Genomic DNA, 26,946 nt, shown 5'->3' with positions numbered 1-26,946 from the left:
CGCTGGCCGAGCTCAAACTGACTTCGCCGCTAACGCAGATTATACGCTTGGCAAGATGTCTGGATTACCACTCCTGATAGTCATAGATCCCCGATGCGGGAATTAACTGAGCTGCCACTTCGGCGGCTTTTTCTTTGCCTAAAAGCACGTCGATAATCTTTAGCGCAAAATCGATGCTGGTTCCCGGCCCTTGGCTGGTTAGCAGGTTAACGCGTTCATCAAAGTAAGCGCGTTTGTCGATCCACTGATTTTCGGGGATTTGATCTTTCAGCGTTGGGAAACAGGTGATATTCCCTATTGGGAATAGTTTGTGGTGAGCCAATACTAACGCTGGTGCAGCACAAATTGCGGCGACCAGTTTTCCTTCTAGATGCATTTGACGCACTTTCTCAACGACTAATTCACTGTCTCGAAAACACTCGGCGCCTTGCATTCCACCGGGCAAAACAATCACGTCATAAGACTCATCGGCAACCTGAACCAGTGGTTTATCTGCTAGCAGTTTAACGCCGCGTGAACAGACTATGACTAATTCGCCATCGCTGGCAGCACTTGCCGTAGTGACTTTAATGCCCGCGCGAACAAGCAAATCAATGGTTGTTACTGCTTCAGTTTCTTCGCTACCAGGAGCCAGACACACCAGAGCCGATGCGCTCATAGGTTTGTTCCTTTCGTTTAATGGTTTCAAAAATATGGGCATTCTCAGTAACGCTAAGCCCGTGCTTACGTGCCATCCTGAGCAGATAGCCGGTGATGTAGTCAATTTCAGTATGTCGCTGTGCCTGCACGTCTTGGTACATAGAAGAGTAATTATCGGCGGTCATGCACATCACGTTGGTCACGTAATGCAATAGGCTTTCGGGGGATGTTCGATACCCTTCAGCCTCCATGACATCGGAGATTTCTTTTACGATGGCCTCTACGTGCGGCATGTATTTTTGCAGATCGCCGTTGCGGCAGTTATAGATGACCGACAATGGATTAATAACGCAGTTAACGGCTAATTTTTTCCAAATAGCGGGCATGATGTTGTCATGCCATGCCACATCAGGAAGCGCCTGATGCAAGACTTCAGCAACGTTGCTTTGCCCAATAGCGGCTGAGTTCGTTGGACCGATATGCGTCGCACCCGCGGCAACGTGGATAATCGTATTGCCATCACGGCGCGCGGCATGGGTGGTTACCCCTTGAAATAGAGGTTGTTCAATCAGCTTTGGTAACTCATCCTGACTGCCCATGCCGTTATGCAGCAGGATAATTCGGCAATGAGGGGGGATTTTTGCCAGCAACGGAACCAAACCGTTGTATACCTGCCAAGCTTTTAGCGTAACCAATAAAATTTGGCTTTCGGCTAAATGCAGAGGGTCGTTCGCTGCGAGGTTTTTATTGTAGGACTGCCCGTTAAGTTGGATTATGTTAACTGGACAGTAGGGCTGAGGCACGCGCAACCAGCCTTGAACATCGTGCCCAGCTTGTTCCAGTGCCGATAACCATAGCTGCCCTAGCGCCCCACAACCAAGAACTGTTATTTTCATTTGGCCTCCTGCCCGATGCATCAGGCGATTTGCGCGCAAAGCAGAAATATTCAATCTATAGCCAAAATAATTCGAGTTGCATCGCGGCGGCAAAAGAGCGAGTCCCGATGAGCTTACTCGAGTAAGTGATTCGGGCGAGTGAGCGCAGCCAACAAAGATGCAGCTTGAAGTATGATGGATATTATCAGTATAAACTTTTATGACGCAGATCGCAGTGAGAAGCATTGGTTATGGTGTAAGGACGGTGGCTGGTCTTGCATCGTCGGAGGAAGCCGCTATTATGCTCGGCATTCAACCGAGAGGAGATTTAACATGCCTTCATTCGATATCGTTTCTGAAATTGATATTCAAGAAGTTCGTAACGCCGTAGAAAACGCTTCACGTGAGCTAGGAACCCGTTGGGATTTTCGCAACGTTGAAGCCAGCTTTGAGCTGAATGAGAAAAATGAAAGTATAAAAATCTCCAGCATCTCTGATTTCCAAGTCAACCAGCTCGTGGATATTATGCGCGAAAAACTGGCGAAACGTGGCATCGATGGTGCTGCATTAGAGATCCCAGAGCAGATAGAACACAGCGGTAAAACCTACAGCATTGAAGCCACGCTGAAAAAGGGCATTGATAGCGCAATGGCGAAAAAAGTCATTAAGCTGATTAAAGACAGCAAGTTGAAAGTGCAGGCGCAGGTTCAGGGTGAACAAGTGCGTGTCACGGGTAAATCACGCGATGATTTGCAGGGCGTTATGGCCCTTATTCGTGGTGCAGATTTGGGACAACCATTCCAGTTTAATAACTTCCGCGATTAACAAATTGTTTTAGGCGTAAGGTTTGTAGAATCGCGTAAGGTTTCGGACGCCAATTAGCATTTGGGTTTCCATGAAAATGCTGGTTCAGGCGTCCAACGAAAGGTTGCTGGCACGCAACCTCTCGACTCTCGCGCTTTTTACCGAGTTGTTTGTCCGACCGGTCTCGGAGCGCACGTCCTGTGCGCCCTCAACCTGCCACCAGCATCCTTGCTGGCGGCTCTATCGTGTATCTCATCCAACAAGAAAAACAAAAGCATCAGATAAACAGGCCTAAATCTAATGCTGCCCCGCCACAAACAGCTCAATATCGCCGCGGTTGGTGATTTTAGAATCAATCTTCACATACGCCGTTTTTTCTTCAGGAATAAGCACCACATCAGCCACGCCGTGCAGTTGTTTAAGCGCCAGTTCTAATTCTGGCGTTGCAGGGATCGTGTCGGGAATAACAATGCGCAAACTGCTGACGTAAGGAGGCTCTTTCATCGTCATGCTAACCGCAAGCCAGATCACGGCCAACACTGCGCATCCGGTAAACACGGTTGCCGCGCCGTTATGTGAATATAAGAATCCGCCTAAGCTCCCACCGATGGCCACGCCGAGAAATTGGCTGGTGGAGTAAATTCCCATCGCTGTGCCTTTATATCCAGCGGGCGACTCTTTGCTGATCAGTGAAGGCAATAGCGCTTCCATCACATTGAATGCAATAAAGAAAACTTGAACGCCAAAGATAATGCCCCACAGGTTTAAATCGGCGTACCAGAGGATTACCTCAGCGGCGAGCATTAAAATAACGCACACCTGAAATACCTGTTTCATACGACGCTGTTTTTCAGCATAGATGATGAAAGGGATAACGCAGACAAATGCGATCAGCATGGTCACTAAATAGACTTTCCACTGATTATCCCTTGCCAGACCCGCTTCTTCCATGAGCGGTGGCAGCGCTACAAAGCTCGACATCAGTAAAATATGTACGCACATAATGCCGAAATTAAGCTTAAGCAACCGGCTGTTTGCCAGTACTTTGCTAAAACTGCCCTTCACCATGCTCGATTCACGGTTCAGCACGTGATGGCGCGGCGTTGGGATGCAAAAGAGCGTGATGATAACGCCACCTAATGCGAGCAGCGCGATCATCCAGAAAAGCCCGGAGAGGCCAATTGCGTGGGTGATAATCGGGCCTGCGACCATTGCAATGGCAAAGGTGACGCCAAAACTGACGCCGATAAATGCCATCGCCTTAGTGCGATTTTGCTCACGGGTTAAGTCGGATAACAGCGCCATAACCGCGGCGGCAATAGCTCCCGAGCCTTGTAAAGCGCGGCCAAGGATCACGCCCCATATTGAGTCTGTCATGGCCGCAATGGCGCTGCCGAGAGCAAATATCAGTAGTCCACCGACGATCAGAGGTTTACGTCCGATTCGGTCGGAAAAGAGGCCAAATGGGATCTGGAAGACGGCTTGTGTTAAGCCATAAATTCCAATCGCGAGCCCGATTAACGTTTCGGAAGCGCCCGCCAAAGACATACCATAGGTGGTTAGCACCGGCAAAACCATAAACATCCCAAGCATACGCAATGAGAATACGGTTCCTAGACCCCAGGTGGCTTTCCGTTCCTCTGGTGTCATCTGAAAATCATTCATTACAACCTCAGTTTCTTTTAGTACGGGAACAACCCAGCGTTTCACTGCGTTGAAATTATTCTTGTTATTGGTGCTTTCTGATGAGCACTGCTCTGGAGGCAGTTGGTGGAAAGCATTCCCGAGGAATAGTATCTATTGTAATTAAAGCCGAGCTAGATTACTTGACCTTACCCGTTTTGAACAGACTAAGGACTCAGCGGGGGAGGGGGAAAAAGAAAGCCGGATGAGATATCCGGCTTTTTACGATTAACCATTAAGACTAAACGATCAACGCAGCATCGTTAGCAGGCTTTCTGTTGCCGGAGACTGGAAGTCAACCGACATCATTACGCTCAGGCAAGTGATGGTCACGATGGAGAACACAAACAGTTTGCGAGCCCATACGCGATCGTCCACCGCTTTCTTATAGCCAGAGAGCGCCATACCTAACCACCACACGCTGACCGCGGCTGCAACAACCAGATATTTATAGCCAGCATACCCGCCTAGAGACAGCATCAGCGTGGCAACCATAAACGCCACGATGTACAGCGTGATGTGGTTTTTAGCTACCGAAATACCTTTAACCACGGGCAATACTGGAATATTGGCAGCTTGATAATCCTTGAAGCGGAAGATGGCAATCGCATAGGAGTGCGGCATCTGCCACAGGCTGAAAATAGCCAGAAGGATCAGCGCGCCGGCGTCAAACTCGTTGCTGACGGCGCAATAGCCAATAACCGGTGGAGCGGCGCCAGACAGGCTGCCAATCAGCGTACCGTATACGGAATGACGCTTCATATACAGGCTGTAAACGCCAACGTAGACGATGAAGCCAATCACTGCCAACAGCGCGGCTAACGGATTAGCCGCAACATATAACAGTGCAACACCGGCAAGGCCCAACAGCGTAGCGTAGGTCAATGTCACTTTAGGCGCGATTAACCCTTTCACCAAAACGCGGTTTTTGGTTCGCTCCATAATTTTATCTATGTCTCGGTCAATGTAGTTATTAAATACACAGCCCGAGGCGACAACCAGCGACACGCCTACCATGGTCGCGATGAACAGGGGAACATCTAAGCTCCCCTTCGAGGCCAGGAAGAATCCACCGATAACCGAAATCAGGTTACCGAAGATAATGCCCGGTTTTGTTACTTGCAGGTATTGCTTCATCATCACAGGCAGCTCTTTAGTGGACCATCATATTGATGTTGAGGTTGTACATAATCCAAAGTGAGCCAACGACAACAATGGCGATAATCAAGGCGGTAAATGCCAGAGCTATCAGGTTCCAACGCTCTTCAGACGAGGTGTTCATGTGCAGGAAGTACACCAGATGAACAAAAATCTGAATCACTGCCATCGCCACCACGGTAACCAAAATCGTTTGGTGCGAAGCGGTACCTTCCATCACCATCCAGAACGGGATAACCGTAAGGATGACCGACAGAATAAAGCCAATCATGTAAGACTTTGCGCTGCCGTGGCTAGCACCGTTGTTGTCTGTAGAATGGTGACCCGTTGTAGGTGAGTGACTCATTACATTGCCCCCATCAGATAAACTACGGTGAATACGCAGATCCACACCACGTCCAAGAAGTGCCAGAACAGGCTCAGACACATCAGGCGAGTACGGTTACGCGCGGTCAGGCCTTTTTTGCCTACCTGAATCATCATCACGATAATCCAGATCAGGCCACTGGTAACGTGAATACCGTGCGTGCCAACCAAGGTAAAGAAGGCAGACAGGAATGCACTTTTGTCTGGACCAAAACCTTCGGCAATCAGGTGATGGAATTCGTAGATTTCCATCGCGATGAAGCCTGCACCGAACAGGAAGGTCAAGCCTAACCAGGTATTTACGGTGCCTACTTTACCTTTGTTCATCGCCAGCATGGCGAAGCCATAGGTGATGCTGCTAAATAACAGCAGGAAGGTTTCAACCAACACAAACGGCAGTTCAAAAATATCTTTGCCGGATGGGCCGTCAGCGGTGCCGTTGACCAAGACTGCATACGTTGCGAACAAGCTCGCGAACAGAATACAGTCGCTCATCAGGTAGACCCAGAAGCCGAACACTTTCGTGTCACCGGCGTCGTGGTGCCCATGCTCCGCATGGGCCTCCTGACCGTGAGTATGATGTAAAGTATCAGTTGTCATATTTCACGCCTGCTTTGCTAATTTGTTCAAAGTGTTGATTCTCAATACTTTCAATTTCAGGAACTTGAACGTAGTAATCAACATCATCGTTGAAGCTGTGCACGATCCACGTGGCAATCATGCCCAGGAAGCAGACAATCGCCAGCCACCAGATGTCCCAAATCATGGCAAAACCAAAGACGAGGCTGAAGCCTGCAATGATGACGCCTGCGCCAGTGTTACGTGGCATATGAATTGGTGCATATTTTTCTGGTTTCTTATAAGCGATACCTTCTTCTTTCAGCTCCCAGAATGCATCACGCGAATGAACCTGTGGCTCGATAGCGAAGTTATAGAACGGCGGTGGAGAAGACGTTGACCACTCCAGCGTACGGCCGCCCCATGGATCGCCGGTCAGATCGCGGTTCTGATCGCGGTCGCGAACAGACACGAAAATCTGAATCAGCTGGCAGGCAATACCGCATGCAATCAGCGCAGCGCCGCCCGCAGCAACCATCAGCAGAGGATGGAATGCAGGGTCAATTTGCTGGCTCAGACGACGAGTCATGCCCATGAAGCCCAAGCCGTACAGCGGCATGAAGGCAACGAAGAAGCCGATGATCCAGAACCAGAATGCGCGTTTGCCCCAAGTTTCGTTTAGCGTGAAGCCAAATGCTTTCGGGAACCAGTAAGTCATACCGGCGAAGCAACCGAATACCACACCGCCGATGATCACGTTATGGAAGTGCGCAATCAGGAACAGGCTGTTATGCAGAACAAAGTTTGCACCAGGAACAGCCAGCAGAACTCCGGTCATACCACCCACGGTAAAGGTGATGATGAAGCCAATAGTCCACAGCATCGCAGAGTTAAACACGATGCGGCCTTGGTACATGGTGAACAGCCAGTTGAAGATTTTTACCCCGGTCGGAATCGAGATAATCATCGTGGCTATACCGAAGAACGCATTGACGTTCGCACCTGACCCCATGGTAAAGAAGTGATGCAGCCAAACGATGAACGACAGAATGGTGATACACACGGTCGCCCATACCAGCGAGGTGTAGCCAAACAGACGTTTCTTACAGAAGGTTGCCACCACTTCGGAGAACACACCGAAGACAGGCAGAACCAAGATATACACTTCCGGATGGCCCCAGGCCCAAATCAGGTTGATGTACATCATCATGTTGCCGCCCATATCGTTGGTGAAGAAATGGGTGCCGAGGTAGCGGTCAGCCGTCAGTAAAGCAACGGTAACGGTTAAAATCGGGAAGGCAGCAATGATCAGAACGTTGGTGCACAATGCGGTCCATGTGAAAACCGGCATTTTCATCAGAGACATGCCAGGAGCACGCATTTTGATGATGGTGGCAAAGAAGTTAACGCCCGTCAGCAAGGTGCCCAAGCCGGATATCTGTAGACTCCATATCCAGTAATCGACCCCTACGCCAGGGCTGTACTCCTTACCTGATAGCGGTGGATAGGCCAACCAGCCAGTTTGAGCAAATTCGCCCACACCCAGCGACAGGTTGATCAGAACCACACCGGCAACGGTGAACCAGAAGCTCAGGTTATTCAGGAATGGGAAGGCAACGTCGCGAGCACCGATTTGCAACGGCACAACGACGTTCATCAGACCTACCACGAACGGCATTGCTACAAAGAAGATCATGATAACGCCGTGAGCGGTGAAGATCTGGTCGTAGTGATGCGGTGGCAAGAATCCGGCTTCACCGGCGGACGCAAGCGCCTGCTGGCTACGCATCATGATGGCATCGGCAAAGCCGCGCAGCAGCATGACAAACGCCACGATGATGTACATGATACCCAGACGTTTATGGTCAACCGAAGTTAGCCACTCCGTCCATAGGTATTTCCATTTTCCAAAATAGGTAATCAAAGCCAGAAGGGCCAGACCGCCTAAGATAATGCCGGCAACCGTAACCATAACAATCGGTTCATGGTACGGGACGGCGTCGAGTGTTAGTTTTCCAAACATCTGTTATTCCTCGGCTCCTGCGTGAGCGTGCTCACCCATGTCCATATCCATATGCTCGTCTTTCTTCATGTCCATCTTCTTGCTGCCCATGAATTTGTTAATCACATCGACAAACAATTCTGGATTAGCGCTAGAGAAGTATTCAACCGGATGGTATTCACTTGGCTTCGCTAATGCGTCGAATTCAGCCATGGTGGTCAGCTGATTAGGTGCTTTCTTAACGTTGGCAACCCACTGATCAAAGGTTTCATTATCGGGCGTTGCGATGGCGGTGAACTTCATTCCAGAGAATCCTGGACCGCTGTAGCTGCTGGAAATCCCGTTATATTTACCCGGTTCGTTGGCAATCAAATGCAGTTGGGTCTGCATGCCTGCCATCGCGTAAATCTGCCCACCTAAACGCGGAATGAAGAATGAGTTCATCACCGAGTTTGACGTGATGCGGAAATTAACCGGAGTATTGGCTGGGAAAGCCAGTTCATTAACGGTTGCAATCCCCAAGTCTGGATAAACGAACAACCATTTCCAGTCGAGTGAAATTACATCAACACGGATTGGTTTAACGTCGGAGACCAGTGGTTTATACGGATCAAGTTCGTGAGTCGTTTTCCACGTCAATGTTGCGAGGATAGCGATAATGATAATTGGCACTGTCCAAACGACAGCTTCAATTTTATTAGAGTGAGACCAGTTGGGAGTGTATTTGGCATCAGTATTTGACGCGCGGAATTTACGCGTAAATACAATTGTCATTACGATTACTGGAATCACCACGATTAACATCAGCCCAAGGGCAGTCAGTATCAGGGATCTCTGCTCTAGACCTATTTGTCCTTTAGGATCCAGAAGCGCCATATCACAACCGCTCAGCAAGGCCGAGGCTGCGATTAAAGATAATATCCCAAAGCTTTTATTTAATTTACTGAGTCTCATCTAACGACCTCAATCGAAGGCTCTCTGTCGTCCCAAATGTAGGGGCATTTTACGGGAAGGTTGCAGATCTGTAAACATTCTTAAAGGTCTGTCACTCCATTGTTTAAAAAGTCCAGTTTGTTTGTTCTAAATGTCGCATTTCATGGTGTGTTTAAGGCGAAATGTAGCTATCAAATCAGAGGCTTATTTTCACTTTGTTGTAACAAAGTAAATGTAACAAAAAATATTTACGTACCTCTGGAAATCACGTTTTGTCACTTCTAGCCTAGCTCCTAATCTGCGGTTAGCCCATGTATTGCCAGCTTTAAATAGGAATATGTGACACAGATCGTAGGGATATGTAACTCGTTACATTTAGGTTTATTTATTCTCTTAGAAGGCACGAAACGTGAAAGAGATCTCTATTTGTTAATTTTTTGTTCTTCATTTTTCTGACGTCTAAATGAATTTAGCGTGAAAATTGAACAGTTGCTTAGGTGTGAAAATACAGAAAAATATCAGTAGAAAATTATTTAATGGATAATTAAGCGGCAAATTTGAATAATAAAAAAAACGCTGCCTAAAATATAGGCAGCGTTTTTTTTATTATTTTAAGACTTAAATTAATTTAGTTACGGAATTAAATTGTCGGCTGTAGATCGCGCTGGCTGCGATAATCCAAACCCGCGCCAAGTAAAATGCCAAATAAGCTCAGCAATAAACCAATATTTAACAGCCAATCCATGAGGACATCAGCACTCGAGCCAGAAAGAGTTTCTACGAGCAGCCCAAGCAGCCATAATGCAATCAAAATGCATCCGACCAACAGTGATTGAGAGGCCAGCTTATAGGCTCGAGCAAAGCGGGTTCGGCGCGAGAACTCACCGGTGGTTTGTGTGTATTCCAAGGTTTTGCGGCAGGCGACCAGCAGCAAGAGCCCAGGAACGGCGGCGACGATCGAGAAAAGATAGAACAACGGCCAGCCATGTAATTCAACAAACCAACCCGCAACCGGCCCTACATAGACACGACCTACGGCTGAAAGCGCCGACAATAGAGCGAATTGGGTTGCTGAGAATGACTTGTTACACAGCGTCATTAACAGTGCGACGAATGCCGCGGTGCCCATTCCCCCACAGAGGTTCTCCAGAAAAATGGCGCTGCCCATGGTGAGCAGGTTTTTATCGGTCACCGCCAGCAGCCAGTAGCCAAAATTGGATACCCCTTGCAAGATACCAAATAGCATCAATGCGCGGAAAAGGGACAGGCGTTGCATCAGTACGCCGCCAAACAAGGCGCCAACGATGGTGGCAAACAACCCTAACGTTTTGTTGACGATACCAACTTCACCCGCGTCGAATCCGACACCGCGAATCAGAAACGTTGTGCTCAAACTGCCGGCGAAAGCATCACCCATCTTGTACATCACGATGAGTAATAAAATTAGCCACGCATTATTTCGGCCAAAGAAATCCTTAAGCGGCTCAATCACGGCCTGTTCAAGCGTGCGTGGTGCAGGCGCTGATACCTGAGGTTCTGGAGCAAATAGCGTAGCAGCGATACCGATCAGCATTAAACCAGCCATCAGCCAATAGGTGCCTTGCCAGCCAAAATAGCGATCGGCTAACCACAGCGCTAACCCACCGGAAACCAGCATCGCCAGCCGATAGCCCAAAACGGAAACAGCCGCGCCGGTTCCGCGTTCTTCAGCGCTAAGCAAATCAGTTTTATAGGCGTCGAAGACAATATCTTGGGAGGCTGAGCAGAATGCGACGATGACGGCCAATCCTGCCAGCCACCACAGATGCTGGATAGGATTGAGTAATCCCATGGCAAAGATGGTGATAAGTAGCAGGATTTGAGTCACTAAAAGCCAGCCACGGCGGCGACCAAGGAAGGAAGGCGTATAGCGATCCATCATCGGTGACCATAGGAATTTAAAAACGTAGGCCTGACCAACCAGTGAAAAGAATCCGATCGTTTTGAGATCGACGTTGGCAACGGTCATCCAAGCCTGAAGTGTACCGGAAGTTAATGCGAGAGGAAGGCCAGAGGCAAAACCCAACAGTAATAAAATGACCGTATTACGCTGGGTGAAAATAGCTAAGTTTGAATTAGACATTCAATTGATTCCCATGCTCTGCCCAAGGTCGGGCAGAGCGGGGTGAAAACGGCGTATGCTCATCATCATTCGATCGTGCTCTTATCCGGCAAAACGAATGGCTCTGAGCATAGAGATTAACGTGCGTTGGCTTTGATGAAGTCGCTGATGCTAGTGTCTTGCGCCATGTTAGATACGATGTCTGACATGGTATTATTGACGGCATTAGTGATTTTGCTATTCGATGCGGTAAATGCACCTTGCTCGTTGTAAACAGAGCGATAGTTTTTCACCTGCTTATTACCATTTTTCGCCTGTGCGATGATAGAAATATCAGCATTGGTGGTGATGTTGTAACGCAGATTGCCTTCTTTCACATCGGCATACAGCTGGTTGACAACGATCTGCAAATCAACAGCGCCGCTTGGACCGACCATATAACCGCGCTTAGTCATCTGATTTTCCAACACTTCCTGCAGCAAGAAACGCAGATCGCGTGAAGGCGTCAGCGTGACTAACTCACCATCGCGATTAACTTTTGCCAGCGCCTTATCTTGGCGAACATCCGCACCGTTAATGCTGATCGTGATGCCTTGCAAGGTTGGATCCTGCTGTGGCAAGGCCATCTTAGGGTTAACGTCTATTGTATTGGTGCTGGTTGCGCATCCGGCCAAAGCGAAAACGGCCAAAAGCGGGAAAAACAGTTTTTTGATCATATTCATCGAGTTAATAACCATTTTACGTGGGAAGACGCCGTGCTCATCCTTCATCTATGACTGAGTTATGACTGAGTATGATTATGACGAGCCAACGGGCTTTACGGACAAAATATCCGCCATCATAGCATTGCCATTGGGATGTTGAAGCCCCCTATAAATATTTTTATCTTAAGGATAATGAAATCACTAACGTGGTGGCGTTTTGTCTTTCTGTTTAAACATTAAACTGACTTTTAAAGCCACCCATTTGAATGATAGACAGAAAATTTTTATAAGTTACGCTACGCAAAACACGATAAAAATGTTTTGTAGCGGCGTTAGTTGTGAAAAAACAGCTACGCTTAACGTTAAGATGTGTTTTCCGATTGGGCGTTTGTCCGCCCCTGATGCGGGCTGCCACTGATAATACTTGTGATGGCTTAGCCGTTCCGAGAAGGAAATACATTCCATTAAGAGCAGCGCTCTTTCTGCCGATGCAGTATGAGGGGATATCTTATGATGAGAGAACAGATAGAAGCAAAGTTACGCGCCGCGTTTGAACCTTTCTATCTTGAGGTGGTTGATGAAAGCTATCGCCATAACGTACCGGCAGGTTCTGAAAGTCACTTTAAAGTTGTCATGGTTAGCGATCGTTTCCAAGGCGAGCGCTTCTTGACGCGTCATCGTTCTATATATGGCGTTCTGTCAGAGGAACTGGCTGATGGTGTGCATGCGTTAGCCTTACATACCTATACCCATAAAGAGTGGGAGGCGTTGCAAGATACGGTTCCTGCATCACCACCCTGTCGCGGGGCTGGCACCCTAGCCTAAGCTAACTTGCTTAAATAGGCGGCGAAAAGGCAAGTAAATTACCACGAAGGTGGAACTCTTAGCCGTTTTTGCTGTATTAATAGCGTGTTTGACGAGAAACGGCCCGAGTGGCCGTTTCTTTTTGTGTAGCAACTTTATGACTTAGGTGCGCACGCGATTTCGTGACTTTGGCCCGTGGAACTTGGCGCTACAACGTTCTACTGTTGTACCCGAGTTGCCGAGGTATCGCTCGAAACTGTGAATCACGCCGCGGACAGTTGGCGTGCGGTTCTCGACTCATCGCTCATGCATCGCTATAATGTCGCGTCTATTTTTTCCTGAATGTATTCGGGACGCTTCTACGCCCAAAGTACTTGATGTTGTTGCTAGGCGGCCAGCGAGTGAATCCCGATGAGCTTACACCGGTAAGTGATTAGGGTGAATAACCGCAGCCAACACCGTAGCGGCTTCAAGTAAGAAGGGATAAACAGGGAACACGGTTCTGCTGAAAGCGGCCGTCCCGGTTCTGTGAAGTCGGGTTTTCTTCATTGAAAACGACTTCTGGAGTTGACCGAGCACTGTGATTTTTTGAGGTATAAGATGCAAGTTTCTGTTGAAACCACCGAAGGCCTTGGCCGCCGCGTAAATATTACTGTTGCAGCCGACAGCATTGAAAAAGCAGTAAACAGTGAGCTGGTCAACGTGGCTAAAAAAGCACGTATCGACGGCTTCCGTAAAGGTAAAGTGCCAATGCACATTATCTCTCAGCGTTATGGCGCATCTGTTCGCCAGGACGTTCTGGGCGATCTGATGCAGCGTAACTTCGTTGATGCGATCATCAAAGAAAAACTGAATCCAGCTGGCGCGCCTAACTATGTACCAGGCGAATACAAACTGGGCGAAGACTTCTCTTTCGCGGTTGAATTCGAAGTTTACCCAGAGATCGATCTGAAAGATCTGGAAAGCATCGAAGTTGAAAAGCCAGTTGTTGAAGTAACTGACGCTGACGTTGACGCGATGCTGGACACCCTGCGTAAGCAGCAGGCAACTTGGACTGCAATCGAACGTGCAGTTGAAGCTGAAGACCGCGTAACCGTAGATTTCACCGGTTCTATCGACGGCGAAGTTTTCGAAGGCGGCAAAGCCTCTGATTTCGTTCTGGCAATGGGCCAGGGTCGTATGATCCCAGGTTTCGAAGAAGGTATTCTGGGCCACAAAGCGGGTGAAGAATTCGCTATCGAAGTGACCTTCCCAGAAGATTACCACGCTGAAAACCTGAAAGGTAAAGCGGCTAAATTCGATATCGTTCTGAAGAAAGTTGAAGAACGCGAACTGCCAGAATTCACCGAAGAATTCATCAAACGTTTCGGCGTTGCTGATGGTTCTCTGGATGGTCTGAAAGCTGAAGTGCGTAAAAACATGGAACGCGAACTGAAAGGCGCAGTACGTAACCGTATCAAGTCTCAGGTTATCGACGGTCTGGTTAAAGCAAACGACATCGACGTTCCAGCTGCACTGATTGACGGTGAAGTTGACGTTCTGCGTCGTCAGGCTGCACAGCGTTTCGGTGGCAACGAGAAACAAGCTCTGGAACTGCCACGCGAACTGTTCGAAGAACAGGCTAAACGTCGCGTTGTTGTAGGTCTGTTGCTGGGTGAAGTTATCACCAAGAAAGAGCTGAAAGCTGATGAAGATCGCGTTAAAGCGCTGATCGAAGAAATGGCTTCTGCTTACGAAGATCCAAAAGAAGTGGTTGAGTTCTACAGCAAAAATAAAGAGCTGATGAACAACATGCGTAATGTTGCTCTGGAAGAACAAGCTGTTGAAGCACTGCTGGCTAGCGCTAAAGTGTCTGAAAAAGCGACCAACTTCAGCGAACTGATGAACCAGACTCAGGCTGCGTAATGTTGCTCTGAACGGCTTATTCGTTCCGAAGTAATAAAAACCTTCGCTCTTGGGCGAAGGTTTTTTTATGGGAAAAGGTTTATTTCTTTGATTACTGTCCCCAAATATTGGCTAAGTGTCTAACCTATAACAACAGACACAGACAGTTGAGCATGGTCAACATAGTTTATCTACAGTAGAATCAAAGCAAATAATGCCAAAGTGATTTCTATAGGAGACGGTTAATGTCATACAGTGGCGAGCGTGATTTAGCACCGCACATGGCCTTAGTGCCAATGGTTGTTGAACAGACTTCGCGTGGCGAACGTTCATACGATATTTTTTCCCGTCTGTTGAAAGAACGAATCATCTTCCTGACTGGTCAGGTTGAAGATCACATGGCAAATCTGATCGTGGCTCAGATGCTGTTCCTCGAAGCAGAAAACCCAGAGAAAGATATCCATCTTTATATCAACTCACCGGGTGGCGTTATTACTGCAGGCATGTCAATTTATGACACCATGCAGTTTATCAAACCCGATGTGAGCACCATCTGTATGGGACAGGCGTGTTCCATGGGCGCGTTTCTGCTGACGGCAGGGGCGAAAGGTAAGCGTTTCTGCCTGCCAAATTCACGCGTGATGATTCACCAGCCGTTGGGTGGTTTCCAAGGGCAGGCGACGGATATTGAAATTCACGCCAAAGAAATCCTGAAAGTTAAAGCTCGTATGAATGAGCTAATGGCAAAACATTCAGGTAAATCGCTCGAAGAAATCGAGCGTGATACCGAACGTGACCGCTTCTTGTCAGCGGACGAAGCTGTAGAGTACGGCTTGGTTGATTCGGTAATGACTCACCGCGGCTGATTGTGTCAGACTACGGCCTAGATTCAGGACGTCTGTGAGACCTATTATCTCGTCCAGCCGCCGATAGCGTGACTATCATGTTACGGCGGGTTGCCGATATACTATAGTGAATATAAAGCGCGGAGCGATGCCCGCATCGCGCTAATGGGTTACATAGACTACGCTGATAGGCCGTTTTGCGCAGATTGGTCGCACTGCCGTTGAGCGGTCTTAGCCGTAATAGGCTGATTCGACGGGACAGATACTTAATGAAAGAGGTTTACTGATGACAGATAAGCGCAAAGACGGTTCAGGCAAGCTGCTGTACTGTTCTTTTTGCGGCAAAAGCCAGCATGAAGTTCGTAAGCTGATCGCCGGGCCGTCAGTGTATATCTGCGACGAGTGTGTCGATCTGTGTAATGACATCATTCGCGAAGAGATTAAAGAAGTTGCTCCACACCGTGAGCGCAGCTCTCTGCCAACGCCGCATGAAATCCGTAACCATTTAGATGATTACGTTATTGGTCAGGAACAGGCGAAAAAAGTCTTGGCGGTAGCGGTGTATAACCACTACAAGCGCCTGCGTAACGGCGATAGCAGCAACGGTGTCGAACTGGGCAAAAGTAATATCTTGCTGATCGGTCCAACCGGTAGCGGTAAAACTTTGCTGGCGGAAACGCTGGCACGTTTCCTTGATGTGCCATTTACCATGGCTGATGCAACGACCCTAACCGAAGCCGGTTATGTGGGCGAAGACGTTGAAAATATCATTCAGAAGCTATTGCAGAAGTGTGATTACGACGTTCAGAAAGCACAGCGCGGTATCGTATACATTGATGAAATCGATAAGATTTCTCGTAAGTCTGACAACCCGTCTATCACCCGTGATGTTTCAGGTGAAGGCGTACAGCAGGCATTGCTGAAGCTGATTGAAGGTACTATCGCTGCGGTTCCACCTCAGGGCGGCCGTAAGCATCCACAGCAGGAATTCTTACAGGTTGATACCTCTAAGATCCTGTTTATCTGTGGCGGTGCTTTCGCCGGCTTGGATAAAGTGATTGGCCAGCGTGTGAATACCGGCACCGGTATTGGTTTTGGCGCAACGGTTAAAGCGTTGTCTGAAAAAGCAACCGAAGGCGAGTTGCTGGCTCAGGCAGAACCAGAAGATTTGATCAAATTTGGTCTGATCCCTGAGTTCATCGGTCGTTTGCCAGTTGTCGCTACCCTGCGTGAACTGAGTGAAGACGCGCTGATTCAGATCCTGAAAGAGCCAAAAAATGCCCTGACCAAACAGTATCAGGCATTATTTAATCTGGAAGGTGTAGATCTGGAGTTCCGTGACGAAGCCCTGACGGCTATCGCGAAAAAAGCGATGGCGCGTAAAACAGGTGCTCGTGGTCTGCGTTCTATCGTTGAAGGCGCGTTGCTGGAAACGATGTACGACTTACCATCAATGGAAAACGTCGAAAAAGTGGTTGTCGACGAAAACGTCATTGAAGGTCAGGCGGAGCCAATGCTGATTTATGGCAAACCAGAAGCACAAGCTTCTGGCGAATAATTAGCCAGTAAACTGATGGGTTATCAATAAAATGGGGGATTTTATCTCCCATTTTTTTTTCTGTTGTTGTTTGCGTTGAATCCCTGGTAAACATCCCCATATACTCAGATACAAACTGGGTGAAGCAACAACGTAAAACGGGTTGTAAGATTCCCATAACCTGGCGGAAGCTAAACTAAGAGAGAGCTCTATGAATCCTGAGCGTTCCGAACGCATAGAAATCCCCGTATTGCCTCTGCGCGATGTGGTGGTTTATCCGCACATGGTGATTCCATTGTTCGTAGGCCGGGAAAAGTCAATCCGGTGCCTAGAAGCCGCAATGGATCACGACAAGAAGATCCTGCTGGTCGCGCAAAAGGAAGCCTCAACGGATGAACCAGGGGTAAATGACCTTTTCTCTGTAGGTACCGTTGCCTCTATTTTACAGATGCTGAAATTGCCCGATGGCACCGTCAAAGTGCTGGTTGAGGGACTTCAGCGTGCGAAAATCACTACGTTATCTGACAGTGGTGAACATTTTGCTGCACAGGCTGAATATTTAGAAATTCCAGAAATGGACGAGCGCGAACAAGAAGTGCTGGTTCGTACCGCCATTAATCAGTTTGAAGGCTATATCAAACTGAATAAAAAGATCCCACCAGAAGTGCTGACATCGCTCAACAGTATTGACGATGCGGCTAAGCTGGCAGATACCATTGCTGCACACATGCCGTTGAAGTTAAACGACAAGCAGGCCGTGCTGGAAATGTCAGACGTGACCGAGCGTCTAGAATATCTGATGGCGATGATGGAGTCTGAAATCGATCTGCTGCAGGTTGAAAAACGCATTCGTAACCGCGTTAAAAAGCAGATGGAAAAGAGCCAGCGCGAGTACTATCTGAATGAGCAAATGAAAGCGATTCAGAAAGAACTGGGCGAAATGGACGACACGCCAGACGAATTCGAAGCGCTGAAACGCAAAATCGAAGCGGCAAAAATGCCGAAAGACGCGCGCGAGAAAACGGAAGCCGAGCTGCAAAAGCTGAAGATGATGTCGCCGATGTCCGCTGAAGCAACCGTGGTGCGTGGCTATATCGATTGGATGATTCAGGTTCCGTGGAATGCGCGCAGCAAGGTCAAAAAAGATCTAAATAAAGCGCAGGAAATTCTGGATACCGATCATTACGGTCTTGAGCGCGTCAAAGACCGAATTCTGGAATATTTAGCGGTTCAGAGTCGTGTTAGCAAAATTAAAGGGCCTATCCTCTGTCTGGTTGGGCCTCCAGGGGTCGGTAAGACCTCTTTGGGTCAGTCTATTGCCCGTGCTACGGGGCGTCAGTATGTCCGTATGGCGCTGGGTGGCGTGCGTGATGAAGCCGAAATTCGCGGCCATCGTCGTACTTATATCGGTTCTATGCCGGGTAAACTGATCCAGAAGATGGCCAAGGTTGGGGTGAAAAACCCACTGTTCCTGCTCGATGAGATCGACAAAATGTCTTCGGACATGCGTGGCGATCCGGCTTCAGCGCTGCTGGAAGTTCTGGATCCAGAACAGAATATCGCGTTCAACGACCACTATCTGGAAGTTGATTACGATCTGTCTGACGTGATGTTTGTGGCAACATCGAACTCGATGAACATTCCTGCGCCGTTGTTGGATCGTATGGAAGTGATTCGTCTGTCGGGTTACACCGAAGATGAAAAGCTCAACATTGCGAAACAGCATCTGCTGCCAAAACAGTTGGAACGCAACGCACTGAAAAAAGGTGAGTTGACGGTTGATGACAGCGCAATTAGCGGCATTATTCGCTATTACACGCGTGAAGCGGGCGTGCGTAGTCTGGAACGTGAAATCTCAAAACTGTGCCGTAAGGCGGTTAAAAATCTGCTGATGGATAAATCCGTTAAGCATATTGAGATCAACGGCGACAACCTGAAAGACTTCTTAGGTGTGCAGCGCTACGACTATGGCCGTGCGGACAGTGAAAACCGCGTGGGTCAGGTTACTGGCTTGGCATGGACTGAAGTAGGCGGCGATTTGCTGACGATTGAAACCGCATGCGTGCCAGGCAAAGGCAAGCTGACGTATACCGGTTCTTTAGGTGAAGTCATGCAGGAATCCATCCAGGCGGCGTTGACCGTGGTACGCGCTCGTGCTGAGAAATTGGGTATCAACCCTGATTTCTACGAAAAGCGTGATATTCACGTCCATGTGCCTGAAGGTGCTACGCCGAAAGATGGTCCAAGTGCGGGTATTGCGATGTGCACCGCGCTGGTTTCATGCTTAACCGGTAATCCTGTGCGTGCCGATGTTGCTATGACCGGTGAAATTACGCTGCGTGGGTTAGTGTTGCCTATCGGTGGTTTGAAAGAAAAACTGCTGGCAGCTCACCGCGGTGGAATTAAAACCGTGCTGATCCCAGACGAAAACAAACGCGATTTGGAAGAGATTCCAGACAACGTGTTGGCCGATCTGGATATCCATCCGGTGAAGCGAATTGATGAAGTTTTAGCCTTGGCGCTGCAAAATTCACCATTCGGAATGGAAGTGGTTACTGCGAAATAGTGATATATCGCATAAACCGCTGATAAAACCTATGCTGGCAGTCTATTTCGGACTTGCCAGCATTTTTTTGTGCAGCTAACTTAGAGCCCTGTCAAATTAGGAAAAGCCGCATCTCATGTGTCTTGCCATGAACTGACAGGATTGATATAACTGCAGCGCAGCCGTACCCTAAGGACAATATTCCAGTACGGCATAAGATTTCTAAAGGGGATGAAAGAGTGAATAAGTCACAACTGGTCGATAAGATTGCCGAAGGCGCAGATATTTCTAAAGCAGCAGCTGGCCGTGCATTAGATGCGATTATTGCGTCTGTTACTGAGTCTTTGCAGAGCGGTGATTCTGTTGCTCTGGTCGGTTTTGGTACTTTTGACGTGCGCGAACGTTCTGCACGTACTGGCCGTAACCCTCAGACAGGTAAAGAAATCAGCATTCCTGCTGCCAAAGTACCTGGTTTCCGTGCTGGCAAGGCACTGAAAGACGCTGTTAATTAATAATGCGTCTGACTCAACCGTCTGAATTTGTTTGTATGTTATGAAGCCACGTGAGTGGAAACAATGAAACATTAGACTGACGTGGCTGAGTTGCTAGGGTAAAATACAAGGCGCATCATAACTGATGCGCTTTTTTTTATGGCTGAAGTTTCATGGAAACAGAGCCTTTCCCAGTAGGTCGATTCGGTTAATGGGATAGGTTTTTGATCTTATAGCCCAATTTTATCGTATTACGTGTGCAGTGTTGGCTACGAATCAGATAGACTGAGCCGACAAAAATTACTGTATTACCCACAATCACAGCGGAGTGTTGCCACACTATGATGGACAATTTACGCGCGGCCGCTAATCACGTCGTGCTCAAAATCATCCTGGGCCTAATCATCGTGTCATTTGTTTTGACCGGGGTAGGGGGTTATTTGACCGGCGGTTCCGGTGACTATGCGGCTAAGGTCGATGGTCAGGAAATTAGCCGTGGTCAGCTTGAGCAAGCGGTTCAAAGCGAACGTAGTCGCTTACAGCAGCAATTGGGCGACCAATTTTCAGTGTTGGCAGGTAACGAAGGCTATATGAAGGAACTGCGCAAGCAGGCTCTTAATCGCCTAATTGATGACACTCTGCTTGATCAGTACGCCAAGAAATTGGGTCTGGGGATCAGCGATGAGCAGGTGAAAGAAGCTATCTGGGCAATGCCTTACTTCCAGACCAACAACCAGTTCGACAATGCTAAGTATCTGAACATTATTGCCAATATGGGATTGAGCCCAGATACCTATGCGCAGTTGGTTCGCCAGCAGCTCACCAGCCAACAGCTGATTCAGGCTTACACCGCAACGGGCTTCACGCTGCCGGTAGAAGTTGAAGCGATGGCAGCGCTAACGATGCAGCAACGCGATGTGCGTTTGGCAACGATTGATATCAAAGCGTTGGAGAAAGCTCAGCAGGTTACTGATGAAGAGCTGAAATCCTACTACGAGCAAAACCGAAATAGTTTTATTGCGCCGGAAGAAGTGAAGGTTAGCTATATCGAAATGGATGCCGCGGCGATTCAGGACAAAATTACCGTTTCTGATGAGGATATCGCAGCTTATTACGATCAGCATAAATCCAGCTACACCCAGCCGGAGCGCAAAGATTACAGCGTTATTCAGGTAAAAACTGAAGCCGATGCTAAAGCGGTATTGGATGAACTGAACGGCGGTGCTGATTTCGCTAAAGTCGCTGCTGAGAAATCTACTGACATCATCTCGCGTAAAAACGGCGGTGAGTTGGGATGGCTAGAGCCGGGCACTACGCCAGATGAAATTCTGGGCGCTAAGTTAACCACTAAAGGTCAGCTGTCAGGCGCGGTAAAATCAAGCGTTGGCTACCTCGTTATTCGCCTGAATGACGTGAAACCAGAGCAGGTAAAACCTCTGGCTGAAGTCCGTGCGGATATTGCCACTCAGGTAAAACAACAGAAAGCGCTGGATGCTTACTATGCGTTACAGCAAAAAGTGAGTGACTCTGCAACCAGCGATAATGAATCACTGGCGGGCGCAGAAGAAGCGGCCGGCGTGAAGGCGATTGAAACTGGCTGGTTTACACGCGACAGCGTTCCTGCAGCGCTGAACTTCAAACCCGTTACTCAGGCCATCTTCGATGGTTCTCTGATTGGTGAGAATGGCGCTCCAGGAAGCAACTCTGATGTGATCAGCGCCGAAGGCGACCGTGCTTTTGTGATCCGTATCTCTGGTCATAAGCCAGAAGGGGTTAAACCGATGGATCAGGTTAAAGATCAAATCACCAATATGGTGAAGCGTCAGAAAGCCATCCAGCAGGCACGTAATGAAGGCGACAAACTGCTGAGCGCATTGCAGTCAGGTAAAGGTGACGAAGCGCTGAAAGCTGCGGGGATTAGTTTCGGTGCAGAGCAGACGTTGACGCGAGCCTCTGAGGATCGTCAGTTAGCCGATACCGTGTTTGCCATGGCGCAGCCAAAAGATAACAAGCCGGTTTATGGTTTGGCCCAAGATCGTCAAGACAACATCGTGCTGATCCAATTGGATGCGGTTAAGTCGGGTCATATGAGTAATGAAGAACTTAAAGCCTTCTCTTCTCAGATGTTGACCGGTGCAACCGGCATTACCTTCGACTCTCTGATGGATAATCTGCGTTCAAATGCCAAAATTAAATTAGGCAGCGCAGCGAGCGAAATGCAGTAAGCATCGCACTAAATTTGCATCCTGATGCAATCTCAAAAGGCCGCTTATGCGGCCTTTTCCATATCTGGAGAATGGTGTTTGTTATGTTTTTTTTCCTGCTGCACTCTGTGTTCGCTGACACACAACAGGAGAACTTCAGCATGAAAAAGCAAAAAATGATGGTGCAATTAATCGGGGTATGGGCTGTGCTTACAGGGGCCTTGCTGCTGCCGTTACAGGCTCAATCAGCGACGCCTGCTAAACCTATAACCCCTAACGTTGAACAAACACAAAAAGCCACGGACCCTCAGCCGGTAATTAAAGATGCCTCACCGGGTGCTGTGGGAACCAGCATCAATATCAACACCGCCAGTGCGCAAGAGATAGCAACGGCGCTCAACGGTGTTGGCCTGAAGAAAGCGCAGGCGATCGTGGAATATCGTGAGAAAAACGGGGCCTTTACCCAGATCGAGCAATTGGAAGAGGTGAAAGGAATTGGCGCAGCATTAATCGCACGTAACCGCGATCGCTTAAAATTGTGATCGAGCACAAAATTCAGTGGTCAAACCAGTTTGGTTTTTTAGCGCTCTGCTACTTTCAATAGTGCGCTAAGAATTAAAAATAGCTGAGCAGGCGACTGCATATTTGCAGTCGCTTCAGTCAACTACTGGAAAAGGCCATATGAACGATGAGCAATGCAACCATCATTAAGGTTCGAGGATATCATTTAGATGTTTATCAGCATGTTAATAACGCCCGTTACCTCGAGTTCCTTGAGGAGGCGCGTTGGCAGTGGCTTGAAGACCACGGTGCTTTTGATTGGATGATGAAGGAGGCCATCGCGTTTATGGTGGTGAATCTCAACATCAACTATCGTCGCGGCGCGGTGCTAAATGATGAGCTGGTGGTGGAGAGTAAGCTGCATCAGCTTAATGGGCGCAGCGGCGTGTTAAATCAAACTATCACTCGTACTTCAGACAATGAAATTATCATTGATGCTGCTTTAACGTTTGTTTGTACCGATCTGAGAACGCAAAAAGCATTGCCTTTAGAAGGTGCATTACGCGACCGTTTGCTGGAATTGAGCGGAGATAAGTGAAAATCATAAAATGAGCCGCCAATACGAGAATATAGCGGCTCATTGAAACGTGATCTTATAGGTTGATGTTGATCATGATAGCTTGATTTTAGGGGGAGCACACCGATGGGGGCGTAGCGGCGTAAGCCGCCGACAACTTTGCCTGGAGCAAAGTTGAACAACGCGTAAGCGTTGCCCTTTAGGGAGGAACACATGGATGTGTTCCGTAACCGCCCCGCGGTGTGGTAGACCCGTGTATCTCGATCTTATAAACGATAGACAAAAATCTTACAGACCGGTTTTTTCTTTCAGGCTTGCAGAAACCGCCGCGCGGTTCGCTAAATAATCATTGAGCCCGTGCGAACGCAAATGACAGGCAGCGCATTCACCGCAGCCGTCACCCTGAATGCCGTTGTAGCAGGTGAGCGTTTCCTGACGCACCAGATCAAGTTTTTGGTAATGATCGGCTAGTGCCCACGTTTCTGCTTTGTTCAGCCACATCAACGGGGTTTCGAAACGAACGTCGCGCGCCATGCCTAAGACAATTGCTTTGTTTAACGCTTTCACAAATTCGTCACGGCAGTCTGGGTAGCCGGAGAAATCAGTTTCGCATACGCCGGTAATCACGGCCTCGGCCTGCACTTGATAAGCATAAATGGCGGCTAAGGTCAGAAACAGAATATTGCGGCCAGGCACAAAGGTATTTGGAATACCGTCTTCGCTTTCGGTTGGAACCGGAATGTTGTCGCGGGTAAGGCTGCTTATCGCCAGTTCGTTAAGCAAGCCAACATCGAGCACTTTATGCGCTGATGCGCCAAGCTTAATGGCGAGATCGCGTGCCACATCAATCTCAGCACGATGGCGTTGGCCATAATCAAAAGTGATGCAATGCACTTCATCATAACGTTCCAAAGCTTGAATTAAACAAGTTGTGGAGTCTTGACCGCCACTGAATACTACCACCGCGCGTTTCATTGCCTTACCTCTATCAATCTAAAAAAAGATAGGCAGGCAATAAAATTGCCTGCCATAACGCTGCCTATGGTAACGGCTATGGAAAGAGATGAACAGCCAGACTATTCATCCGTAGGCGCGGGAACCCATGCACGACAGAAATCGAACCACCCATAGGCGGTAAGCGTCACGCCTTCTACGCGAGGAGGTGCACTGATTTGATACTGGTAATTAAACAGCGGCATGATGATGCTTTGCTGCATGAGATGGGTGTAATAATCCCGTAGAGCATGGTGGCGCTGCGTTTCGTCCGCTAACTGTTGCACGCCATCAAGCACCGAACAACATTGCTGCTGCTCTTCGTCACTCAAAATCGCCTGCCAAAGCACATCAATCCGCAGCCAATTCTCCAAGGCCACTTCCGGCGACTCGCCGATTAATCTGTCGCCTAAAATAATGTCGACGTCGGCAAACTGCTCATTAGATTCCCAACGCTTACCGTCATAGAAGCGTACTTCTAACTCACATCCAGCCTGTGCTAAGCGTTCCTGTAGTCGGTCGGAAAGCGCGGTGAGCTCTGCCGGTGGATGGTAAAGCAACGTGAGCTTCGGGGGCAGCGTAATCGGCTCAGGAGTAGGTTCCGGCAGTGGCCAGCCAGTAAGCATTGCGCTGCTGCGTGCGATCAAACCATTTTCAATCGGGAGATGATTGAGCGTATTTTCCTCGCGTATCAGCGTCGTGAGGTAACGGCTTTGAGCCGCTGTGAGTTTTCCGCGCTTCTGATTGAGAGCGATATAACAAAAGCCGACGCTGGTGCTGCGCTGTACCGGACGCACGCTAGCCAATTCCTCATACTGCCCGATGGTTATTTTTACCGGATGCTGGCTGCTGGAGGCTGACGCCTGCTCTGGACTGGATGTGATCCAATATTCAATCGCATGCAGGTAAGGGCGGTGCAGATGATAGCTGCTGTGCTGCTCAAGCCTAATGAGCATGTCTGACGAGCTGATCTGACGAAAAGGCCCCGCGCCAATTTCAGGATAATCAGGATGAGGCAAAAGGCAGAGTAAATCAGCCAGACGGTGAGCAAGCCAATAGTCTGCACGCTTTAAGGTAAAACGAATACATAGCGCATGGGGCAGAGAAATATCCGCGATGCTACTCAGAAAACTCCCGCAGCGAGGATGATGGCACAGCTGTTTTAGCCGCTGAACCAATTGTTCGGCAGATATAGGTTGTCCATTGTGCCAGCGCAAATCGCTACGCAGTAAAAACTGCCACTGCAGACCATCGGCGCTGGTTTGCCAATGATGTGCTAAATCGGGCTGTGGATGAGGATTACCGGTTTCAAAGCGAGTGAGCCCGGCATGGATTGTATGGGCAAGATGCTGTTCGGCGCGCCCGGTTAGCGCCAACGGCGCGATAGGTTCGAGCGTTCGATAGTACGGAATACGCAGCGTAGGAAGGTCCGCATCCCATTGACCGCCCAGATGCGGCATAAGCAGTTCATTGAGATGAATAGGGTCACGTTCGGCCAGCTTTAATGCATTTTGATGGTCGCCCGCGTTGAGCAGTTGCTGCATTAGGTTGGCTCGAAGCTGTTGTTCAGGAATAACGCAGTGCAAACGTGCGCGTTTCCCACGGCCCGCTGTTGCATGCCACTCCAACCACTTCAGCTCTTGAAGCTGGGCTAACAACGTACGCACGTGGCGTTCGCTACAGCAGAAAACCCCAGCCAGTTCAGCCACGGTTGTCTGAATAGGAGCATCGCCAGCGAACTGGTTTAAACGTTGATATTGGCTAAGTCTTTGCAGCAGGCGCATCGTTAAATCCTGAACAATTTTCTTCAATTGTTCACTATTAGTTCCGTAAATGCCACGCCATACTGTTTATCTCACTATATTCGTCACAAAAATGATTCGTCACAAAAAGAGGTTTCGGTATGGTTCGTTTAGCAGCCTTTGATATGGATGGCACACTGCTGATGCCTAATCATCAGGTTGGGGCTGAAACCTTAGATGTGCTGCATCGTTTATCTGAGAACCAGATTGCATTGACGTTTGCAACGGGGCGCCATTTTCTCGAAGTGCGCACTATCGCGCGCCGGTTAGGTTTGCAGGGCTATATGATTACCGGCAATGGCACGCGGATACACGACCGCGAGGGTAATAACTTATTTTCCAGCGATTTAGTGCCAGAAATTGCGCTTGAGGTTTTGCATTCTCATTGGGAAACCCCCGCCTCAGTTCACGTTTTTAGAGATGATGGTTGGTTGACTTCAGTCGAGCGCCCAGAGCTCTTAGTTCCACATGTGGAAAATGGTTTTGGCTATCAAATCACGCCGCTGCGTGCTCTACCGGCTTATGGTATTAGTAAAATCTGTTTCTGTGGCGATCACGATGCTTTAACGCTTTTACAAACGCGGCTGCGTCAGCATTTTGGCAAGGCTGTTGATCTGTGTTTTTCGGCCTACGATTGCTTAGAAGTTTTGCCCGCAGGAACTAACAAAGGCTCTGCGCTGAGTCATTTATGCGACCATCTTGATATCGATCTTGCTGATTGTATGGCGTTTGGTGATGCGATGAATGACAGAGAAATGCTGGGCATGGTGGGTAAAGGCTACATCATGGGTAATGCATTGCCGCAGCTTAAAGCCAGCTTGCCACACTTAGAGATTATTGGTCACTGCCAGCAACAGGCGGTGGCACAACAGTTAAACAATTGGCTGAGTTCACCAAAAAAACCTCACCATTCCCCCGAATAACGAGGATTCTTTTACAG

At 48.6% G+C, this 26,946-nt stretch carries 23 protein-coding genes; 11 read left to right on the top strand and 12 right to left on the bottom strand.

Annotated features, from left to right (window positions below; genetic code table 11):
• Window positions 1-64: 64 nt before the first annotated feature.
• Together yajL and panE are read right to left on the bottom strand one after the other, a co-directional pair.
• Window positions 65-658: a protein deglycase YajL gene (gene yajL / locus AB3Y96_RS16830; protein ID WP_072308552.1), complete on the bottom strand. Its 594-nt coding sequence runs from the start codon at window positions 656-658 to the stop codon at window positions 65-67.
• Window positions 621-1,535 (bottom strand): 2-dehydropantoate 2-reductase, encoded by a 915-nt coding sequence (panE, locus tag AB3Y96_RS16825; RefSeq protein WP_367299755.1) that lies wholly within the window; start codon window positions 1,533-1,535, stop codon window positions 621-623. Before panE ends, yajL begins: the two co-directional genes overlap by 38 nt.
• A gap of 312 nt (window positions 1,536-1,847) precedes the next feature.
• Between panE and AB3Y96_RS16820 the strand changes: the two genes are divergently transcribed.
• Window positions 1,848-2,339, top strand: coding sequence for a YajQ family cyclic di-GMP-binding protein (locus AB3Y96_RS16820; protein ID WP_040044356.1), 492 nt, complete (start codon window positions 1,848-1,850; stop codon window positions 2,337-2,339).
• Window positions 2,340-2,615: 276 nt separating this feature from the next.
• On the opposite strand, the gene AB3Y96_RS16815 is transcribed toward AB3Y96_RS16820, so the two are convergent.
• The 8 genes from AB3Y96_RS16815 to AB3Y96_RS16780 all read right to left on the bottom strand — a co-directional run bounded on the left by AB3Y96_RS16815 (window position 2,616) and on the right by AB3Y96_RS16780 (window position 11,835).
• On the bottom strand, window positions 2,616-3,983 hold the full coding sequence (locus AB3Y96_RS16815; protein WP_367299754.1) for an MFS transporter: 1,368 nt from the start codon (window positions 3,981-3,983) through the stop codon (window positions 2,616-2,618).
• A gap of 267 nt (window positions 3,984-4,250) precedes the next feature.
• Entirely contained in the window at window positions 4,251-5,141 is an 891-nt protein-coding gene (gene cyoE, locus AB3Y96_RS16810; RefSeq protein WP_025800005.1) for a heme o synthase, read from the bottom strand.
• Window positions 5,142-5,154: 13 nt separating this feature from the next.
• Window positions 5,155-5,505 carry a cytochrome o ubiquinol oxidase subunit IV gene (locus tag AB3Y96_RS16805; protein ID WP_025800003.1) on the bottom strand — a complete coding sequence of 117 codons (351 nt, stop codon included), beginning with the start codon at window positions 5,503-5,505 and terminating at the stop codon, window positions 5,155-5,157.
• The gene (locus tag AB3Y96_RS16800) at window positions 5,505-6,125 is read right to left on the bottom strand and encodes a cytochrome o ubiquinol oxidase subunit III (RefSeq protein ID WP_025800001.1); all 621 of its coding nucleotides are present in this window, start codon (window positions 6,123-6,125) and stop codon (window positions 5,505-5,507) included. The genes AB3Y96_RS16805 and AB3Y96_RS16800 overlap by 1 nt, the downstream gene beginning before the upstream one ends.
• A complete protein-coding gene (cyoB, locus tag AB3Y96_RS16795) occupies window positions 6,115-8,106 on the bottom strand; it encodes a cytochrome o ubiquinol oxidase subunit I (RefSeq protein ID WP_072308556.1) in 1,992 nt (663 codons plus the stop codon). Before cyoB ends, AB3Y96_RS16800 begins: the two co-directional genes overlap by 11 nt.
• Before the next feature lie 3 nt (window positions 8,107-8,109).
• The gene (cyoA, locus tag AB3Y96_RS16790) at window positions 8,110-9,039 is read right to left on the bottom strand and encodes a cytochrome o ubiquinol oxidase subunit II (RefSeq protein ID WP_072308557.1); all 930 of its coding nucleotides are present in this window, start codon (window positions 9,037-9,039) and stop codon (window positions 8,110-8,112) included.
• Between the two features lie 619 nt (window positions 9,040-9,658).
• Complete coding sequence (gene ampG, locus AB3Y96_RS16785) at window positions 9,659-11,140, bottom strand: muropeptide MFS transporter AmpG (RefSeq protein ID WP_367299753.1); 1,482 nt, start codon at window positions 11,138-11,140, stop codon at window positions 9,659-9,661.
• 116 nt (window positions 11,141-11,256) lie between these two features.
• Window positions 11,257-11,835: a lipoprotein gene (locus AB3Y96_RS16780; protein WP_139130923.1), complete on the bottom strand. Its 579-nt coding sequence runs from the start codon at window positions 11,833-11,835 to the stop codon at window positions 11,257-11,259.
• Between the two features lie 483 nt (window positions 11,836-12,318).
• Here AB3Y96_RS16780 and bolA point away from each other — a divergent pair, with 483 nt between their 5' ends.
• The 9 genes from bolA (at window position 12,319) to AB3Y96_RS16735 (ending at window position 23,232) form a co-directional block, all read left to right on the top strand.
• Entirely contained in the window at window positions 12,319-12,648 is a 330-nt protein-coding gene (bolA, locus tag AB3Y96_RS16775) for a transcriptional regulator BolA (RefSeq protein ID WP_172625154.1), read from the top strand.
• Window positions 12,649-13,227: 579 nt separating this feature from the next.
• Entirely contained in the window at window positions 13,228-14,532 is a 1,305-nt protein-coding gene (tig, locus tag AB3Y96_RS16770; protein WP_367299752.1) for a trigger factor, read from the top strand.
• A 224-nt stretch (window positions 14,533-14,756) separates the two neighbouring features.
• Window positions 14,757-15,377 (top strand): ATP-dependent Clp endopeptidase proteolytic subunit ClpP, encoded by a 621-nt coding sequence (gene clpP, locus AB3Y96_RS16765; protein WP_025799989.1) that lies wholly within the window; start codon window positions 14,757-14,759, stop codon window positions 15,375-15,377.
• 265 nt (window positions 15,378-15,642) lie between these two features.
• Window positions 15,643-16,914: an ATP-dependent protease ATP-binding subunit ClpX gene (gene clpX / locus AB3Y96_RS16760; RefSeq protein ID WP_025799987.1), complete on the top strand. Its 1,272-nt coding sequence runs from the start codon at window positions 15,643-15,645 to the stop codon at window positions 16,912-16,914.
• Between the two features lie 190 nt (window positions 16,915-17,104).
• On the top strand, window positions 17,105-19,459 hold the full coding sequence (lon, locus tag AB3Y96_RS16755) for an endopeptidase La (protein WP_040044362.1): 2,355 nt from the start codon (window positions 17,105-17,107) through the stop codon (window positions 19,457-19,459).
• A gap of 218 nt (window positions 19,460-19,677) precedes the next feature.
• The gene (gene hupB, locus AB3Y96_RS16750) at window positions 19,678-19,950 is read left to right on the top strand and encodes a nucleoid-associated protein HU-beta (RefSeq protein ID WP_008814266.1); all 273 of its coding nucleotides are present in this window, start codon (window positions 19,678-19,680) and stop codon (window positions 19,948-19,950) included.
• A 320-nt stretch (window positions 19,951-20,270) separates the two neighbouring features.
• Window positions 20,271-22,154, top strand: coding sequence for a peptidylprolyl isomerase (gene ppiD / locus AB3Y96_RS16745; RefSeq protein WP_367299751.1), 1,884 nt, complete (start codon window positions 20,271-20,273; stop codon window positions 22,152-22,154).
• Window positions 22,155-22,294: 140 nt separating this feature from the next.
• Window positions 22,295-22,675, top strand: coding sequence for a helix-hairpin-helix domain-containing protein (locus tag AB3Y96_RS16740; RefSeq protein WP_072308604.1), 381 nt, complete (start codon window positions 22,295-22,297; stop codon window positions 22,673-22,675).
• 146 nt (window positions 22,676-22,821) lie between these two features.
• A complete protein-coding gene (locus AB3Y96_RS16735; RefSeq protein WP_072308560.1) occupies window positions 22,822-23,232 on the top strand; it encodes a thioesterase family protein in 411 nt (136 codons plus the stop codon).
• Window positions 23,233-23,499: 267 nt separating this feature from the next.
• Here AB3Y96_RS16735 and queC read toward each other — a convergent pair whose 3' ends face one another.
• Entirely contained in the window at window positions 23,500-24,186 is a 687-nt protein-coding gene (gene queC / locus AB3Y96_RS16730) for a 7-cyano-7-deazaguanine synthase QueC (RefSeq protein ID WP_025799977.1), read from the bottom strand.
• A 101-nt stretch (window positions 24,187-24,287) separates the two neighbouring features.
• The gene (locus AB3Y96_RS16725; protein ID WP_367299750.1) at window positions 24,288-25,988 is read right to left on the bottom strand and encodes an SgrR family transcriptional regulator; all 1,701 of its coding nucleotides are present in this window, start codon (window positions 25,986-25,988) and stop codon (window positions 24,288-24,290) included.
• A 119-nt stretch (window positions 25,989-26,107) separates the two neighbouring features.
• On the opposite strand from AB3Y96_RS16725, the gene cof reads away from it, so the two are divergent.
• Entirely contained in the window at window positions 26,108-26,929 is an 822-nt protein-coding gene (cof, locus tag AB3Y96_RS16720) for an HMP-PP phosphatase (RefSeq protein WP_367299749.1), read from the top strand.
• The last annotated feature ends 17 nt before the right edge of the window (window positions 26,930-26,946 follow it).

Source organism: Hafnia alvei, assembly GCF_964063325.1.
In the GTDB taxonomy this organism is placed as follows: Bacteria; Pseudomonadota; Gammaproteobacteria; order Enterobacterales; family Enterobacteriaceae; genus Hafnia; species Hafnia alvei_B.
The sequence above is the reverse complement of the archived record's forward strand: the minus strand, read 5'-3'. Positions and strand labels throughout refer to the sequence as shown.